18 protein-coding genes are annotated in these 18,180 nt (G+C 27.9%); 3 read left to right on the top strand and 15 right to left on the bottom strand.

The features are described from left to right. Positions 1-5: 5 nt before the first annotated feature. The 9 genes from AC5SLY_RS01730 to AC5SLY_RS01690 are packed head-to-tail and all read right to left on the bottom strand — an operon-like array spanning position 6 to position 6,399. Positions 6-176, bottom strand: coding sequence for a hypothetical protein (locus tag AC5SLY_RS01730; RefSeq protein WP_006997167.1), 171 nt, complete (start codon positions 174-176; stop codon positions 6-8). A gap of 58 nt (positions 177-234) precedes the next feature. Continuing rightward, positions 235-567 (bottom strand): HesB/IscA family protein, encoded by a 333-nt coding sequence (locus AC5SLY_RS01725; RefSeq protein ID WP_020169243.1) that lies wholly within the window; start codon positions 565-567, stop codon positions 235-237. After that, the gene (locus AC5SLY_RS01720; RefSeq protein WP_011281910.1) at positions 567-863 is read right to left on the bottom strand and encodes an iron-sulfur cluster assembly protein; all 297 of its coding nucleotides are present in this window, start codon (positions 861-863) and stop codon (positions 567-569) included. The genes AC5SLY_RS01725 and AC5SLY_RS01720 overlap by 1 nt, the downstream gene beginning before the upstream one ends. Before the next feature lie 3 nt (positions 864-866). After that, a complete protein-coding gene (sufU, locus tag AC5SLY_RS01715; RefSeq protein ID WP_006997170.1) occupies positions 867-1,337 on the bottom strand; it encodes a Fe-S cluster assembly sulfur transfer protein SufU in 471 nt (156 codons plus the stop codon). Beyond that, positions 1,337-2,554, bottom strand: a complete 1,218-nt coding sequence (locus AC5SLY_RS01710) for an aminotransferase class V-fold PLP-dependent enzyme (protein WP_494598990.1) — start codon at positions 2,552-2,554, stop codon at positions 1,337-1,339. The genes sufU and AC5SLY_RS01710 overlap by 1 nt, the downstream gene beginning before the upstream one ends. Beyond that, entirely contained in the window at positions 2,551-3,795 is a 1,245-nt protein-coding gene (locus AC5SLY_RS01705; protein WP_494598989.1) for a SufB/SufD family protein, read from the bottom strand. The genes AC5SLY_RS01710 and AC5SLY_RS01705 overlap by 4 nt, the downstream gene beginning before the upstream one ends. Then, positions 3,796-4,530 carry a Fe-S cluster assembly ATPase SufC gene (gene sufC / locus AC5SLY_RS01700; protein WP_271480634.1) on the bottom strand — a complete coding sequence of 245 codons (735 nt, stop codon included), beginning with the start codon at positions 4,528-4,530 and terminating at the stop codon, positions 3,796-3,798. Beyond that, the gene (gene sufB, locus AC5SLY_RS01695) at positions 4,530-5,972 is read right to left on the bottom strand and encodes a Fe-S cluster assembly protein SufB (RefSeq protein ID WP_006997174.1); all 1,443 of its coding nucleotides are present in this window, start codon (positions 5,970-5,972) and stop codon (positions 4,530-4,532) included. The genes sufC and sufB overlap by 1 nt, the downstream gene beginning before the upstream one ends. Position 5,973: 1 nt before the next feature. Further along, positions 5,974-6,399 carry an RrF2 family transcriptional regulator gene (locus tag AC5SLY_RS01690; protein ID WP_006997175.1) on the bottom strand — a complete coding sequence of 142 codons (426 nt, stop codon included), beginning with the start codon at positions 6,397-6,399 and terminating at the stop codon, positions 5,974-5,976. A gap of 136 nt (positions 6,400-6,535) precedes the next feature. On the opposite strand from AC5SLY_RS01690, the gene AC5SLY_RS01685 reads away from it, so the two are divergent. Further along, positions 6,536-7,192: an alpha/beta hydrolase gene (locus AC5SLY_RS01685; RefSeq protein WP_011281905.1), complete on the top strand. Its 657-nt coding sequence runs from the start codon at positions 6,536-6,538 to the stop codon at positions 7,190-7,192. A 2-nt stretch (positions 7,193-7,194) separates the two neighbouring features. Here the strand turns inward: AC5SLY_RS01685 and AC5SLY_RS01680 are convergent, their stop codons facing one another. Then, entirely contained in the window at positions 7,195-8,322 is a 1,128-nt protein-coding gene (locus AC5SLY_RS01680; RefSeq protein ID WP_006997177.1) for an anhydro-N-acetylmuramic acid kinase, read from the bottom strand. A 44-nt stretch (positions 8,323-8,366) separates the two neighbouring features. Between AC5SLY_RS01680 and tyrS the strand changes: the two genes are divergently transcribed. Then, positions 8,367-9,596 carry a tyrosine--tRNA ligase gene (gene tyrS, locus AC5SLY_RS01675; protein WP_494598988.1) on the top strand — a complete coding sequence of 410 codons (1,230 nt, stop codon included), beginning with the start codon at positions 8,367-8,369 and terminating at the stop codon, positions 9,594-9,596. Here tyrS and AC5SLY_RS01670 read toward each other — a convergent pair. The 3 genes from AC5SLY_RS01670 to AC5SLY_RS01660 are packed head-to-tail and all read right to left on the bottom strand — an operon-like array spanning position 9,593 to position 15,213. After that, positions 9,593-11,785 carry a hypothetical protein gene (locus AC5SLY_RS01670; protein WP_494598987.1) on the bottom strand — a complete coding sequence of 731 codons (2,193 nt, stop codon included), beginning with the start codon at positions 11,783-11,785 and terminating at the stop codon, positions 9,593-9,595. The genes tyrS and AC5SLY_RS01670 overlap by 4 nt on opposite strands. Continuing rightward, positions 11,785-12,834, bottom strand: a complete 1,050-nt coding sequence (gene prfB, locus AC5SLY_RS01665; RefSeq protein ID WP_494599121.1) for a peptide chain release factor 2 — start codon at positions 12,832-12,834, stop codon at positions 11,785-11,787. The genes AC5SLY_RS01670 and prfB overlap by 1 nt, the downstream gene beginning before the upstream one ends. Positions 12,835-12,879: 45 nt before the next feature. Beyond that, positions 12,880-15,213, bottom strand: coding sequence for a penicillin-binding protein 1A (locus AC5SLY_RS01660; protein ID WP_494598986.1), 2,334 nt, complete (start codon positions 15,211-15,213; stop codon positions 12,880-12,882). 102 nt (positions 15,214-15,315) lie between these two features. Here AC5SLY_RS01660 and AC5SLY_RS01655 point away from each other — a divergent pair, with 102 nt between their 5' ends. Then, the gene (locus AC5SLY_RS01655; protein ID WP_018413966.1) at positions 15,316-17,175 is read left to right on the top strand and encodes an Rne/Rng family ribonuclease; all 1,860 of its coding nucleotides are present in this window, start codon (positions 15,316-15,318) and stop codon (positions 17,173-17,175) included. On the opposite strand, the gene AC5SLY_RS01650 is transcribed toward AC5SLY_RS01655, so the two are convergent. Both AC5SLY_RS01650 and thiS read right to left on the bottom strand, forming a co-directional pair. Continuing rightward, positions 17,172-17,945 carry a thiazole synthase gene (locus tag AC5SLY_RS01650; protein ID WP_006997183.1) on the bottom strand — a complete coding sequence of 258 codons (774 nt, stop codon included), beginning with the start codon at positions 17,943-17,945 and terminating at the stop codon, positions 17,172-17,174. The genes AC5SLY_RS01655 and AC5SLY_RS01650 overlap by 4 nt on opposite strands. Before the next feature lie 2 nt (positions 17,946-17,947). After that, positions 17,948-18,166: a sulfur carrier protein ThiS gene (gene thiS / locus AC5SLY_RS01645; RefSeq protein ID WP_271564260.1), complete on the bottom strand. Its 219-nt coding sequence runs from the start codon at positions 18,164-18,166 to the stop codon at positions 17,948-17,950. Positions 18,167-18,180 lie beyond the last annotated feature (14 nt).

Below are 18,180 nucleotides of genomic sequence, written 5' to 3'. Positions count from 1 at the left end.
ACTAATTACTGTCTAGTTGTTGCGATTGTATCTTTGTTAATTCCTTTTTTAACAACGTAATCCTGTGTGCCATTAGCACCAGTGTTTACTTCTTTTCTAAGAGTCTTGAAAAAAGTTCTTTCTTTCAGTGACTTTTCTAGAGATTTAACAAGATTTTTAAATTCAAATTTATTCATAACTATTTAATACCATAGATATGTGATATTTGCAATACTGATATGCGTTTAGGTAATGTTATACTTTAAATGACTCGCCACAACCACAACGTTCAGATTCATTGGGGTTATTGAATACGAATGATGATGAAAATTCTTCTTTTTTATAGTCCATTTCAGTGCCTAATAAGTACATAACAGCTGCAGCATCAACAAAAACCTTAACACCCTTATCTTCAATTATTTCATCTGAAGGATTTATTTCTTTTGCATATTCCATTACATAAGACATGCCAGCACAACCACCAGATTTAACTGCAACTCTAACACCAATTGAATTCGACTCAACTCCAGACATAATTTCTTTAATACGACTTGCAGCATTATCACTTAATTTAATGATAGGGTTCATTATAGATTTAACTCCAATTTAGCAGCTTCAGACATCATTGATTTTTCCCAAGGTGGTTCAAAAACTAAATCTAGATCAACCTCTTCAATGCCTTCTACTTGCATTGCACTATCCTTAACTTCCTGAGGTAAACTTTCTGCAACAGGACAATTTGGTGTAGTCAAGGTCATTATAATTTTAGCTTTAGACTCGTTTACTTTAACATCATAAATTAAACCTAATTCATAAATATTGACCGGTATCTCTGGGTCATAAATTTTTCTAATTTCAGCTATTACTTGTTCTCTTAAATCCATAATTTAATCTAATTTTTCAGTATTAATTTCTTCTTGAGTATTGTCAATTGCAGAAATTAAAGTATGCCATGATAAAGTCGCACATTTTACTCTCATTGGATATTGTTTTACTCCAGACAAGCACATTAATTTAGTTTTTTCATCTTCTTCTAGGTTTTTTGATTTTAATTCAGGATTCTCCTTAATCATACCTAAGAAGTCATTTACAATTTCTTTAACTTCTACTTCTTCTTTGCCTTTAATTAAATCAGTCATAATTGATGCTGAGGCCATTGAAATTGCACAGCCACTACCTTCAAATGAAATATCTTCTACTTTTTTATTTTCATCAAGTTTTAAAAATATATGTACATTATCACCACATAATGGATTCTTACCCATTGCATCTTTATTAAAATTTTCAGTTTTTCTTAAGTTGCGTGGATTTTTACCATGCTCTAAAATTATTTCTTGATAAAGTTCTTTTATATTCATTAGAGATTAAAAATTTTCTTACAGTTATTGATAGAATTATTAAGTTGATCTAAATCATCTTTTGTATTGTAAACACCTAATGAAGCACGTGCACTTGCAGGTATTCCTAATTTGTCATGTAGGATTTGACAACAATGATGACCTGCTCTAATAGCAACACCATCTTCATCCAATATTGTAGCTATGTCATGTGGATGAACACCTTCTATAGTAAAAGACAAAACTGCTGATCTATGTTTTGGGTTACCAATTAATTTAACTGAATTATTTTTTCTTAAAATTTCTTGACCATATTCGATTAATTCTTGCTCATGTTTAATCATGTTTTCAATTCCGATTTTTTCTAAAAATTTTATAGATTGATCAAATGCTATAACTTGTGCTGTAGCCATTGTTCCGGCTTCATATTTATTGGGTAAATCACCATATGAAATACTATCTTTTTTTACATCTTGAATCATTCCACCACCACCTTGATAGGGTGGTAATTCCTCTAGCCACTTTTTCTTTGCATATAAAACACCAAGACCTGTTGGCCCGTACATTTTATGGCAAGAAATAGCATAAAAATCACAGTCTATGTCTTGCATATCAAGTTTTAAATGAGGAGCACCTTGGCATCCATCTACTAAAACCGCAATACCTTTTGAATGAGCAAGTTCTGTTATTTCTTTAACTGGTAAAACTGATCCCGTTACATTTGATAAGTGTGTAATAGCAATTAATTTTGTTTTTGATGTAGTTTTTTTTTCAATGCTTTCTAAAGTAATCTCTCCATCATCATTAATTTCTGCAAACTCAATCTTTATACCTTTAGATTGTCTTAAAAAATGCCAGGGCACGTAATTAGAATGATGTTCAAGTTCTGTTATAAGTATTTCATCCCCTTCATTTAAAAATTTTTGACCATAGGTATTAGCTACAAGATTAATTGCCTCAGTCGCACCTTTAGTGAATACAATTTCATTTTTATCTTTAGCATTAATATATTTTTGAACAGAAGATCTTGTATTTTCATAAAGATTAGTTGCAGCTACCGCTAAGTAATGAACGCTTCTACCTGTGTTTGAAAATTCATTTGTATAAAAATCATTAACTCTATCAATTACAGATTGTGGTTTTTGAGATGAGTTAGCACTATCAAGATATACAAGATCATTATTATGAACTTTATTATTAAATATTGGAAATTCTTTTTTAATATTTTCTATACTCACTCTACAACTCCCATCATCTCTTTGATTAAATTTTTGATTTCTAAATCAGTAATTTTTTCAACTGCATCCATTAGAAAACCATTAATCAATAATTCTTTTGATTGCTGATAACTTAGACCTCGAGACATTAGATAAAATATCAAGTCTTCGTCTAGGTTACCTGAAGTTGATCCATGCGAGCATTTTACATCATCTGCATAAATTTCAAGTTCAGGTTTACCATCGAATTCTGTATTTTCATTTAAAAGTAAAGCTTTACTTAGTTGGTACCCATTTGTTTTCTGTGCTTTTTGATCAACAAAAATTTTACCTTGATAGATACCTTTAGAATTGTCATTTAAAACCGTTTTGATTAATTGATAGCTTTTTGTATTTTCTGCTAAATGATTTATGTTCGTTTTAATTTCATGATGTTGTAAGTTTTTTAAATTTATCACACCATTAATAAATGCTGAACTGTATTGATCATTTAAATTACAATTTACTTCATTTTTGATAAATTTAGATCCTGTTGAAAAAATAAAATTTTCAGAAATACTATTTTTTTCAAGATTAATATTATTATAAAAATATTTAATATTAGAATTGGTTTTATGATCAATTTTGTAGCTTTTAAGGATTGCATCTTGAGCAATATCAAAATTTTGATTTATATTAATGAAATTATTTTGAGACTGATCATCGAATATAGTAACTAATTTCAAGTTACTATTTTTTTCTAACTTAATATCTGTTCTTAAATTGAGTGCAGTTGAATTAACATTCTCAGTAGTTATATTGTATAAAACTAGAGGTTTATTTAATGAATAATTCTCTTTAACGGTAATACCTATATGTGCGCTAGCAAGAGCATGATTTAATGATACTAATGGATTAATTCCATTGATATTATTACTTAAATCTAAACCATTATTAATTAATACTTTAGTGTCATCCTCGTACTTAATGTCTACTTTTGAAATAACTCCATTAATAAAAATTATCTTATTATGTTCAAACTTATTAATTAAAGATAATTGATCTTTAGGTTCGTAAGTTTTATCGTTATAAAAACTTAAATTTTTAATATTAGATGATATTATTTGATTTAAATCTGAAAATTTCCAATCTTCAATTCTTTTATTTGGAAAGCCTTTATCAATAAAATTTGTTAAATTTTTTTTTCTAAACTCAATATTGCTTTCAGAAAATTTTAAATTTTCTGTCATCTTATTGAAATCTGATTTTAGTTGTTCAATCATTTAACTAAGAGTTTCGTAACCTTTGCTTTCTAATTCCATTGCTAATTCAGATCCTCCAGATTTAACAATTTGACCATTAATTAAAACATGAACAAAATCTGGTTTAATATAATCAAGTAATCTTTGATAGTGGGTAATGATTAAAAAAGAACTATCTTTACTTCTTAATGCATTCACACCCTCAGATACTATTTTTAAAGCATCAATATCAAGCCCAGAATCTGTTTCGTCTAAAATAGACAGCTTAGGATTTAGGATAGACATTTGAAGTATTTCATTTTTTTTCTTTTCTCCACCAGAAAACCCTACATTTAATTGTCTGCTTAATATTTTTTCATCAAATTTTAATTCTCCAGCTTTTTGTTTAACTAATTTTAAGAATTCAATAGCATCTAGTTCTTTTTCACCTTTAGCTTTTTTAATTGCATTTAAAGATGTTTTTAAGAATATATTAGTATTAACCCCTGGTATTTCTAATGGATATTGGAATGCTAAAAATATTCCTTTATGAGCTCTTTCTTCAATCTCTAATTCTAAAAGATTTTCATTAAAATACTTTACTTCACCAGTTACAGTGTATCCTTTTTTCCCTGAAAGAACATTTGATAGAGTGCTTTTTCCAGATCCATTAGGCCCCATAATTGCATGCACCTCTCCTGGTTTAATTTCTAAATTTAAACCTTTTAAAATTTCTTTATTATCAATATTCGCTTTAAGATTTTTAATTGTTAACATTAACCAACACTCCCTTCTAAACTTATTCCTACTAATTTTTGAGCTTCAACAGCAAATTCCATTGGCAATTGTTGCAGAACCTCTTTGCAAAAACCGTTAACAATTAAACTAACAGCCTCTTCTTGATTTAAACCTCTTTGATTACAATAGAATAATTGTTCATCGCTAATTTTAGATGTGGTTGCTTCATGCTCAATATTTGAGCTAGAATTTTTATTCTTTATGTATGGAACAGTATGCGCTCCACACTTATTACCCATCAAAAGAGAGTCGCATTGAGTAAAATTCCTTGCATTGTCAGCATTTTTTGCAATATCCACTAAGCCTCTATAAGTATTATCTGCAAATCCAGCTGAAATACCTTTTGATATTATTTTGCTTTTTGTATTTTTACCCAAATGAATCATTTTAGTACCTGTATCTGCTTTTTGATGATTGTTTGTTATTGCTATTGAGTAAAATTCTCCTACAGAATTATCACCCATCAATATACAGCTTGGATATTTCCATGTAATTGCTGAACCTGTTTCAACTTGTGTCCAAGAAATTTTTGAATTTTTTCCTTTGCACAAACCTCTTTTAGTTACAAAATTATAAATTCCACCTTTTCCATCTTTGTCTCCAGGATACCAATTTTGTACAGTTGAATATTTTATTTCAGCATCATCTAGTGCAACTAATTCTACATTTGCTGCATGTAATTGATTTTCATCTCTCATTGGTGCTGTGCATCCTTCTAGATAACTTACATAACTTCCTTTATCTGCAATGATTAAAGTTCTTTCAAATTGACCTGTTTCAGTAGCATTAATTCTAAAATAAGTTGACAGTTCCATTGGACACCTTACTCCTTCAGGAATATATACAAATGAACCATCAGTAAACACTGCAGAGTTAAGTGTTGCAAAATAATGATCTGATATTGGAATTACAGACCCTAAATATTTTTTTACTAATTCAGGATGATCTTGTATAGCTTCTGACATAGAGCAAAAAATAATTCCTTTTTTATTTAACTCACCCTTAAACGTGGTTGCAACAGAAACAGAATCAAATACAGCATCAACTGCTATTCCATTAAGTCTTGCTTGTTCTTGAAGAGGTATTCCAAGTTTATTATAAGTTTCTAATAATTTTGGATCTAGCTCGTCTAAACTTTTTGGTTTATCATCCATACTTTTTGGTGCTGAATAATAATAAAGATCTTGATAATCTATTTTGGGATATTTAGGTTTTTGCCAATTAGGTTCTTTTAATTGCTTTAATCTTTCAAAGGCTTTCAATCTCCAATCAAGCATCCATTGTGGTTCTTTTTTAATATTTGAAATAAACTTAATTACTTCCTCATTTAAACCCTTGGGTGCTCTAGTATTTTCAATATCAGTTGAAAATCCATATTTATAATCTTTTAATTTTTCTATTTCTTTTTCTCTTGCATCCATTTTAATTTCTACTTTCTGAAGAATTGCTTATAAGATCTTTTAAATTTTTTTGTTCGAAAAAATGATTGATATGAACTTCAAGTTCGTCCCATAAATTATGAGTGATACATTTCGTAGTCTTACTATTGCATCCTTTTTTAGATTCCTTCTTGCATTGAACAGTTTTAACTTCTTCATCTACGGCACTAAGTATGTTTGCTAATTTAATTTCTTCTGGTTCTTTGTTTAAGATATAACCTCCATTAGTACCCCTAATACTTTTTACGATATTATATTTTTTTAACTTAGAAAAAATTTGTTCTAAAAAATCCAAAGAGATACCTTGTCTTAACGATATATCTCTTAAAGATACTGGATTAACACTATTGAACTTAGCTAGATCAGCTAAAGCCATTACTGCGTATCTACCTTTTGAAGTTAATTTCATATTATCCTTATTTAAGAGGGCTTTTTATACAAACCTGACTAAATTAGTCAAGTATACAATACATAAAAAAGATAACATATTGTCGCTTAGTTATGATATGTGTATTTTTTTTTGAGAATAATAATCAATATCATTTATGGACAATAAAATAGTTGAAGTTTTTATACCTGGGCCTGCTGGAAGAATGGAGGCAAAGTATTACAAAAGTGAAAAAATTACATCACCAATAGCGTTAGTATTACAACCTCATCCTCAATATGGAGGAACAATGAATAATAAAGTTGTGGTTGATACATTTCATACTTTTATGGAAAATGGATTTTCTGTATGTAGAGTAAATTTTAGAGGTGTTGGAAAAAGTGATGGTGAATTTGATAATGGTCAAGGTGAACTAGCTGATGCAGCTGCAGCACTAGATTGGTTAGAGCGTGAAAATTTTGATAACTCACAATGTTGGGTTTCAGGGTTTTCCTTTGGATCTTTAATTGCAATGCAATTGTTAATGAGAAGACCAGAAATAAATAGATTTATTGCAATATCACCACAACCAAATGTTTATGACTTTTCATTCTTATCTCCATGTCCTACTTCAGGTTTAATGATTTATGGAAAAAAGGATGAGTTAGTTCCCTTAGAACATATTACAGATCTAGATAAAAGATTGAGTGCCCAAAAAGGTATTAAAGTTGACTTTCAGGCTATAAATGATGCTAATCATTTTTTTACTAAAACAGAAGACGTATTAGTAAAATGTTTAGATAAATATATCAAAAAAGAATCTGCTTTATTTTAATCTTAATAGTTTTTAACTAAAACTCCACCTATTGACGGTTTTTTGACATTTGTAGTATTGGGGAATGAAATTACTTTTTTAAGTGCAGACCTAATTGCAAGATAAGCAAAAGCTTGTGACTCGATGAAATCACCATCAATTTTATAATCATCAATTATTTTTAAATAAATATTTTTTGGTAGTCTTTTTCTTATGCTCTCCATTAATGAAAGGTTTTTTCTTCCACCACCACAAACTATTATTAATAACTTTTTATTTTCTTCACTGTTGATTGATTTTAAAATTGATTGATAAATTATTATTGCTGTAAAATCTACTAATGTAGATAAGCCATCCTCATATGTGAGACCTTTTACAAAACTTAAATCAAAATCTTTTATATCAAATGAAAGTTTTTTTTGATTACTTATATTGTCAAAATTATCAATCGCTTGATTTAGAATAACTTCACTTGTTTTTCCTATATTTGATGCTTTTCCATTTTCATCATATTTCATTTGTGTGTGTCTTCTAACCCATTCATCTAAAAGACAATTACCAGGACCTACATCAAAACTTTTTAAATCTTCATTATTTTTTGAGATAACAAGAGTAATATTTGCGATACCTCCTATGTTTAAAACACAAGCAGGTTTCTCTATTTTATTCTGGTTTATAAGTAAGTTGTGAAAGATTGGAGCTAATGGAGCTCCTTGGCCTCCATTATGAATGTCATTTTCTCTAAAGTTATAAACTACATTTTTTTTTAAAAGACTTGATAGTAAATTGCCATCTCCTATTTGTTTTGATATTTTTTCCTGAGCATTGTGAAAAATTGTTTGACCGTGAAACCCAACTATATCTACATCTACTCCTGCATTCTTTATAATTTCTTTGCTAATTTTTGCATGAAATAAGGTAATTTTTCTCTCGAGCTCGTTAATTTGATAAGAATTATCTTGTAAATCTTTTATTGAATTTATTTTATCTCTTAGATTTAGTAAGTTTGAGTAAATTAACCCATCATACTCAAAATATTTATCAAATATAGGCTCATAGTTACTTTCACCATCTGATTTAATAATTGATGCATCAACCCCATCCATAGATGTGCCACTCATTAACCCTAAAGAAGTATAAAATTTTTCCATTCTTATTTTTAAAGTAAATATTGTATATTCTAGATAGCATATTTATGAATAAATTTTTAAAAGAATTTAAAGATCGTGGTTTCTTTTACCAGTGTACAGGTGAAGAAAATCTATCTCAATTATTAGATAAAGAAAAAATCAGAGCTTATATTGGTTTTGATTGTACAGCTGAAAGTCTTCACGTTGGTAGCTTACTTCAAATTATGTGTCTTAGATTGCTCCAAAAACATGGCCACCAACCAATTGTTTTATTAGGAGGGGGTACTACTAGAATAGGTGATCCATCCGGAAAAGATAAAACTAGGACAATTTTATCTGAAAAAGAAATAGAAAAAAATATAAACAATATTGAAAAAATTCTAAAAAATTTTTTAGATGATAAAGATCCAGAGACAAAACCTATATTTGTTAATAACTACACATGGCTTAAAAATTTAAATTATATTTCTTTTCTAAGAGATGTTGGAAAACATTTTACTATTAACAAAATGTTGAGTTTTGATAGTGTCAAAATTAGATTAGAGAGAGAGCAGTCATTAAGTTATATGGAATTTAACTATATGATTTTACAAGCATACGATTTTTTAGAATTAAACAAAAAAGAAAAATGTATGCTTCAAATTGGTGGCTCTGATCAATGGGGTAATATTGTTAATGGAGTTGATCTTATAAAAAGATATTCAAATAATCATGTTTACGGTTTAACGACACCTCTTATTACATTAGCCTCAGGTGCAAAAATGGGTAAAACTGAATCTGGAGCTGTTTGGCTAGATAAAAAATTTCTTTCATCATATGACTACTGGCAATTTTGGAGAAATATTGATGATCGAGATGTCTTAAAGTTTTTAAAAATTTTTACAGATATTAATGTTGATGAAATTGAAAATATTAAAGATGACAATATTAATGAGTTAAAAATTTTACTTGCCAACAAAGCTACTTCTATGTTGCATGGAGAAGATGAGGCAAGAAAATGCCAAGAAACAGCCAAACAAACATTTTCTGAAAATTCATTAGGTGAAAATCTACCAACCACTCAAATTAATAAAAAAATGTTAGATGATAATATAAGTATTCTAGATTTGGTAATTTTATCAAAATTAGAAAGTTCTAAAAGTGAAATTCGAAGATTAATTAAAGGGAATGGAATTAAAATAAATGGTCAGGCTATTTCTGATGAAAAGTTTTTAATTACTGAAGATTTATTTAAGAGTAGTTTAATTAAACTTTCACTTGGCAAGAAAAAACATATTAAAGTTGAGTTAATTTAGTTCTTTTTAATTTTTTCTAAAGTTCTTGTTATAAATCTAGGTGTTAGTGTTTTAATTGGATTAACTGTTGTTGATAAATTCTTTGGAGGTCCTTTTATTTTAAAACTTACACCAAAAACACCTTCACCAGTTTTTTCTCCTATTAGTATTTTACCCAGTAGTGGAATTGAAGCTATAGATCTATTTATAGTTGTTGCAGGAACCAATGTTCCTCTCAAGCTAACCAATTCCTTTGATTCAATATAACCATCCATTAATATAGAAATAGCAGGTCCAATAGCATACATTTCTTCAATATTAGTAAGACCTTTTTGACTTGAATATCTCATTTCAAAATCGGTAAATCTTATTCCCTCACCCGTTAAAAGATCTGCAATACCCTGAAGTGACGCTAGGCTTAAAAGCTTAGCAAAAACAGGTACCTCTTTAACTTTAAAGTTATCAATAATTAATACAGAATTAGAAACACCATCTTTTTTTATAGAATTAAAATTTAGATAACCCTCTTCAAATCCTTTAATAAAGTCATATCTTTTAATCAAAGGTTTTGGATAGTCTGAAGAGAATTTTGTAACAGTTTCATTTTGGTTATTAGTTTCAATAGATAAGTTCATTTTTTTATTGTTAGAAAAAGTAGATGCTAGATTTAATTTATCTAATTTGTTATTTTTAAAAGTGAAGTATCCAGCTAAATTTTTAGTATAATCATTTTTATTTATATAAGTTGTGCCTATTTTAATATCAAATTTAGAATTAAAATTTTCAAAAATTGTAGTACTTTCATCATCACTCATACTATTGCTAATTAACTGTGTTGCATCAAAACTTTTACCATTTATGGAAAAATTAGATTTATTTTTTTTTAGCTCTAAATTGTTAAGAAGATCATTTTTATTTCGATAATTAAGTTTAATGTAAGTTAAATCTTTAACTTTAAAATTTTTACTAAACATTAAATCTTTAATTAAAATTCGATTATTTTTTTCTGTTATAGAAATATCTTTTAATATCAATTCTTTATTTTTTTTGTAAATACCTTTTAATAAAATTTCTGAACTGTTTCCTTTTTTCTTCTTATAATCTAAAAAATTTATTGTTAATGGATTATTTTTAATATTAAGGTTTGTATCAAATGTTATTTTTCTATCATCTTTAATAACGCTGTAAGATAATTGTTCAGACTCGTCTCCAATATTGATATCTCCATCACCCCTAATATCCAATATACCTTTTATTAATTTAATTTTAATTTTATGATCTTTAAATTTAATTTGCTCTGTATAATTAGGTAAAAATTTTTTTAAATTAAGGGGATTTTTAACTATTTGAAAATTTTCTAAGCTTAAGTTGGTCTCTAGTTTTAAATCTTTTAATTTTAATTTTTTGTTAACATTGAAAGAAAAAATATTTACAGAATTAAAGTCAATTTTTTCTATCTCTATATTGTTTGGTAAATTACCAAGTATAGGTTTTAATTTGTTTATATCAAAATTTTGTTCTTTATTCGCCACCTCTCCATCAATAAAAAATATATCTTTCTTTTTTTCAATTGTGATTAAGGGTGATTTTAATTTTATACTATTAAGATTTGTTTCTATCTTTTTTAATGTTAGCTGATTGTTGCTTATATTAAATGAAAGGTTTAAATCATCAATTTCAACCTTGTTAAAAATATTAAATTTTGCTTTTTTGACAGTCCCAGTTATTTGATAGTTGTTTTTTATTTCTCCATCTAAATCAAATTTAAGATTTATATCTGCAGAAATTAATCCCTCTTTAGTGATGTTATCTAAAACAAAAAGTTGTGGTGAGCCTTCAACTGCTCTTGTTATTGAGATTAAATCTTTGATTTTAATTTCTTTTGTTGAAATTTTTAAATCATCAATAGAAAACTGATTACTTATAAAAGATTTTAATGAAATATTGCTAGTAATGTCTTTTAAATCAAGACTTTTATCTTCTAATAATATTTTAGGATTTTTTGTTGAAATATTGATACTAAAATTCAGTGGGTTTAATAGATAATTAACCTCATTTAATGAAAGGTTAATTTTTTTATTAATTTTTGAAACATTCTTTATAATTTCTTTATTAAACTTGTCAGTTTTTACTCCATAGAAGCTCAAGTAAATAACAATTGTTGCAAGCGTTATTATTAATATTACAAGAATTTTAAATATTCTTTTCATTATTTCACTTTATATAACGAACTTTCTAAAAAATCATCAATCTCACCATCTAAGATTTTATCAGGATTTGAGCTTTCAAAGTTAGTTCTATTATCTTTTACCATTCTGTATGGGTGAAGTACGTAAGATCTAATTTGATGACCCCAGCCAATTTCTGACTTGGAAGACTCTACTGTTTGGCTTTCTTGTTCTTTTTTTTTTAATTCAAAATCATATAGTCTTGCCTTAAGCATATTCATACAGGTATCTTTATTTTTATGCTGAGATCTTTCATTTTGACATTGAACTACTATTTTAGAAGGTAGATGGGTTATTCTTACTGCGCTATCTGTAGTATTCACATGTTGCCCTCCTGCTCCACTTGATCGATAGGTATCAATACGTAAATCTTTTTCATTAATTTCTATTTCAATATTTTCATCTACGACTGGATAAATCCAGATACTTGCAAAACTGGTATGTCGTCTAGCTCCAGAATCAAAAGGAGATATTCTAACCAACCTATGAATTCCAGACTCAGCTTTTAACCATCCGAAAACATAATCACCCTCAATTTTAATAGTTGATGATTTTATGCCTGCTTCCTCTCCCTTATGTTCGCTAATTAATTCTGATTTAAAATTCTTAATATCTGACCATTTTAAATACATTCTTCTTAACATTTCTGCCCAATCCTGGCTCTCCGTTCCACCAGCACCAGCGTGAATTTCTATATAGCAATCTAAACTGTCAGTTTCATTTGACAAAAAACATTTAGTTTCATTTTTTTTAGCTAATTTTTTTAAATCTTTAATACTCTCAAGAACTTCGTTTATGACAGATTGATTTTTTTCTTCTAAAGCAAGTTCGTTTAATTCATCAAGGTCAATTATTGTTTTAGATGAATTTTCATATGAATTTATTAATTCTTCATATAATTTTTTTTCTTTAATAACTTTCTGAGAATTTGCTTTATCTTGCCAAAAATTAGTTTCTAATATTTTTTGGTTATTCTTTTCTAATTTTTTATGAATATCATTTTTTTCAAAGGTACTCCTTAACTCTTTGATTGATTTTTTCTATTTCAGATTTGTAATTTAAATATTCATTGTCCATTAGTAGAACCTTAATATATTATTATTTTTTAATCTATTATTAATATCTTTATTTAATAAATTTTCCACTTTCACTTCTTTATAAGCTTCAATAATTGTTCTTCTTGTCCCAATTTCAGCTTTTTCTCCGGTAATAGGATCAATAACTTTCATTAAAATATTTTTTGCAACTTTAAACGGTCTTGCTTCTTCTTTTTTTACAGCTTTTTTTACAAAGCTTTTAAAAATTGGTAATGCTGTTTTTGCTCCTGTTTCATACCTTCCAAGTGATCTTGGATTGTCTGAACCTACATAAACTCCTATTACTAATTTTGAAGTAAATCCTATAAACCATGTATCTGTATTTCCGTTTGTTGTGCCTGTTTTTCCAGCCAAATCCAAATTTAAATCTTTTAAATTTTTTCCTGTTCCATTTTGAACAGTTCCCTCCAATATCGAGGTCATTTGATATGCTGTTTCTGGGGAAAATATTTGCTCAAAACTGTCCTTTATATTTGGATAATTGTCACTTAAATGTGATATTTGATCACAATTTATACACTCTCTCATTTCATTATTAAAAATTGTAACCCCTTCACTGTCTTGAATTCTATCTATCATTATTGGTTTAACTAATTTTCCTCCATTAATAAATGAAGAGTATGCCGATGTTAGTTTCAATAAAGTTGTCTCTGCAGAGCCTAATGAAATTGATAAAAGCTCACTGGGATTTTCATAAATACCGAGTTTTTTTGAAAAATTAACAATTTTTTTAACTCCAAGATCTTGTGCAATTCTGACAGTCATCAAGTTTCTAGATTTTTCTAACCCCATTCTAAGTGTTGATGGTCCATAAAATTTTTTACCGTAGTTTTCAGGTTTCCACATTTTTAAATCAGATCCTTGCTCTAAAACTAGTGGTGCATCTAGAATTAAAGTTGATGGTGTATACCCATTCTCAAGAGCTAAAGCATAAACAAAAGGTTTGAAAGCAGAACCTGGTTGCCTTAGTGCTTGTGTGGCTCTATTAAATTCACTTTTTTTAAAGCTAAATCCACCGCTTAGAGCTAATACCCGTCCAGTAAAAGGGTCCATAACAACAATTCCTCCATTAACTACTGGTAGTTGCCTTAAGGCAAATATGTTTTTATTTATGTTTTCAACATAAATAATATCTCCAATTTTCAATATTTCTTTAAAGTCTTTTTTGATCCAAGAGATGTTTTCATACTTAATAATTCCTTTTTTTTCATCTTCTGTTTCAATTTCTATTGAAAATTTATCTATTTTTTTAATTATTGCTAAATCCCAATTAATTGATCTTTCTAATCTAAATTTATCTAAATCTTTATTCCATTTTTCTAAATTTTTAATATTAGTCAATGGACCACGCCACCCTTTTCGTTTATCGTATTCAATAAGTCCTTGTCTCAATGAGTCCGTTGCAATTTTTTGCAAGCTAATATTAATAGGTGTACTTATATTTAATCCTTGTTTGTAGACTTTATCAAATCCTAATTTTTCAACCACATTTTTTCTAATATCTTCTACGTAGTAACTCGTATCTTCTGTAAAAATTTTTTTTCTTTTTTTTAATATTATTTTTTTTGACAAAAGTTCTTTTTGATTTTGTTTGCTTATATAATTATTTTCAAACAAATTGTTTATAACTAAATCTCTTCTAAATTTTGCAAGTTCTATATTTTTATACGGGTTATATCTACTTGGAGCCTTTGGCAGAGCTGCTAATAAAGCTGCTTCTTCATAATTCAATTCACTAATTGATTTGTCAAAATATTCTAAGCTAGCAGATGCAACGCCATAAGTACCTTCACCCAGATATATTTGATTTAAGTATAGTTCTAATATTCTTTCTTTTGAAAGGGCTCTTTCTATTCTAAAGGCAAGAATTGCCTCTTTAATTTTTCTATTTAAACTTACTTCGTTAGTTAATAAAAAATTTTTTGCTACTTGTTGAGTTATCGTTGATGCGCCCTCTAATCTTCTTGATGCAACTACATTGGAAATGTTATTAATTATTGCTCTTAACACTCCTTTGGCATCTACTCCTGGATGCGAATAGAAATTTTTATCTTCTGCAGATAAGAAAGCATTAATCACTTTTTCTGGTATTGATTTATAGGGTACAAATATTCGTTTTTCTGATGAAAAATCATTCACCAACTCACCATCCCCTGAGTAAACTTTACTAGAAACTGATGGTTTATAATTTTTGAGGAATTTATAATCTGGTAAATTGTTAGAAAAAGCCCACAAAACAGCTAATACAGAAAATGCAGATAACAAACCAACACTTAAAACTACTATAAATATATTTTTAATTATCTGATGCATTTTAGTTTAATATATATAAGAATTTGTTAAAGTTAAGGCATCAGAATTCAAACAAAATTTAAAATTATTTAAATATAAAATGAAACAATTAATCAAAAATATATGGAAAAAAATTTATACATTGATGCTTCGCATCCAAATGAAACAAGAGTTGTACTTAAGTCAGGTGAAAACATTGAAGACTACGAGTACGAAGGCTTAAAAAACAATTTAATAAAAAATAATATCTACCTTGGCAAGGTAAGTCGAGTAGAGCCATCTTTACAAGCTGCATTTATTGATTTTGGAAGAGATAGACACGGTTTTCTATCCTTTAACGATATTCAATCTGACTATTATCAAATACCTCAGAGTGATTTAGCAAAAATAAAAGAAGAAGAAGAAAAAGCCAGAGAAGAACTATTAAAAAAAAGTGAGTTAGAAGAACAAAAAAATATTAACGAGGGTAATCTTGATATTAATGATCCAGTTGAAGTAAAACTTGAGTCTGAATTTGAAACCAATGATCAGATAACAGAAGGGAGTGATACTCCAATTACAGATACCACTCAAGTAGATGAAGATAAAGAGCAACCTTCGCCTGTATTACACGGTAGAAAACCTGAAACAAGATTTAGATCTAAAAGATATAAGATTCAAGAAGTTATAAAACCTAATCAAGTAATTTTAATACAAGTTTTAAAAGATGAAAGAGGACAAAAAGGTGCTGCGTTGAGTACTTTTATTTCTATAGCAGGTAAATATATTGTCCTAATGCCCAATACACCAAAAGGTGGTGGCATATCTCGTAAAATATTTAACCCAGGAGAAAGAAAAAAAATTAGAACTATTTTAAACGATATAGTTATTCCAAAAGAAATGGGGCTTATTGTAAGAACTGCAGGATCAAACAAAACAAAAAATGATATTGATCATGATCTTCAAACTTTGATTAAAACTTGGAATGAAATTAAAGAAAATGCATTAAACTCTATAGCTCCATCATTAATCCATCAAGAAAGTGATATTATAAAAAGAACTTTGAGAGATATGTATGATGAAAGCACAAATAGCATCGTCATTGAAGGTAATGAAGGTTACAAAAAAGCCCAAAACTTTATGAAGTTAATGATGCCCTCTCATGTAAAAAAAATAAAAAAATATAGAGAAAAAGTTCCTTTATTTTTTAAAGAGAACATTGAAGAAAAATTAAATCAAATTTATGACTCAGAAATAAAACTAAAATCAGGAGGTTACCTAGTTATAAATCCAACTGAGGCACTAGTTTCAATTGACATAAATTCAGGAAGCTCTATTAAACAAAAAAATGTAGAAAGTACTGCTTTAGACACTAATCTTGAGGCAGCAGAAGAGATATCTCGACAAATAAAAATAAGAGATCTGTCTGGTCTAATTATTATTGATTTTATTGATATGTTGAGTTTTGGAAATAGAAGGTTGGTTGAGAGAAAACTTAAAGAACAATGCAGAACTGATAGGGCAAGAATTCAAATTGGAAGAATTAGTACATTTGGACTTTTAGAAATGTCTAGACAAAGATTAAGGGAAAGTGCTGTAAAATGGAAAGTTACACTTACAGATGAGTCTTTTGCGATGAAGATTCTTAAATTAGTTGAGGTTAAAGCTGTTTTAACAAAAGCAAAATTTGTAGAACTTAAGATTTGCGAAAAGATATCGGACTTTATGAAAGAAAACTTTATTGAAGATTTAAAGTATTTTGAAGAAAAAAACTTAATTAAGATCGATATAATTGCAGATAACAGTCTTATTATTCCTGAATACATAATTGATCTTCAAAACAAAACTAAAAAAACAATAGAAATAGTTCAACATATAGAAAAGTTAAAAAACCTAGAAGAGCAAAAAAAAGAAGTTAAATCTTTTGAAAGTCCTATTAAAAAAAAGCCTTATAAAAAAAAACCTTTTTTTAAAAAGAAATTTTTTAAAAAACCAGTAGCCTAGATAATTCCAGTTTTTGGAGAAGATGCGCTTCCATATATAGATTTTTCTATACGACCTGCTAAATAAGATTGTCTTCCTGCAATTACTCCATTTTTAAATGCCAGTGCCATTTGAAATGGTTTTTTAGCTTTAGCGATTGCAGTATTAGCCAACACTCCATCACAACCTAACTCCATGGCAATAGCTGCGTCAGACGCTTGTCCTAAACCAGCATCAATTATCAAAGGAAGCTTTGTTTGGCTTCTTATTATTTTTATGTTTGTTGTATTTTGAATCCCAAGTCCAGATCCTATGGGTGCCGCGAGAGGCATAATTGCACAAGCTCCTACATTCTCTAATCTTTTAGCCATTAAAGGATCATCATTACAATAAACCATTACTCTAAATCCTTCTCTAGTTAAAACTTCTGTAGATTTTAATGTTTCAATCATATCTGGAAATAAATTTTTTTTATCTCCTAAAACCTCAAGTTTTACCAGTTTCCATCCACCAATTTCTCTTGCTAAACGTAATGTTCTAAGAGCCTCTTCAGAATTAAAGCAGCCAGCAGTGTTTGGTAAGTAAGTTATTTTTTTTGGATCAATGTAGTCCATCAATAAAGGTTTTTTTTTATCAGAAATGTTTACTCTTCTCACAGCAACAGTAACAATTTCTGCTCCAGATAATTTAATAGCTTTTGCACATTCTGCCATACTTTTATATTTTCCAGTTCCAACTATTAATCTGGAATTAAATTTTTTTTTATCAATTATTAATTTATCGTTAACCAATTTTATCCACCTCCAATAAAATGAACAATTTCTATTTTGTCATTATTTTTTAGTTTTATAGTTTTTAAATTATTTTTATCTATTATTTCTTGATTTAATTCAATTGCTACTTTTTTAAGAGGTATTTTTAGTTCTTTTAAAAAAATTAAGAGGCTTAAATTTTCATTTATTGTTAAAAATTTACCATTTAGTTTAATTTTTATTTTTTTTATTTTTTTCATAATGTATAAGAATT

This window comes from Candidatus Pelagibacter sp. PS_23, assembly GCF_059417905.1.
Note: the sequence above shows the minus strand (reverse complement) of the source record. Positions and strands in the feature narration are given on the sequence as shown.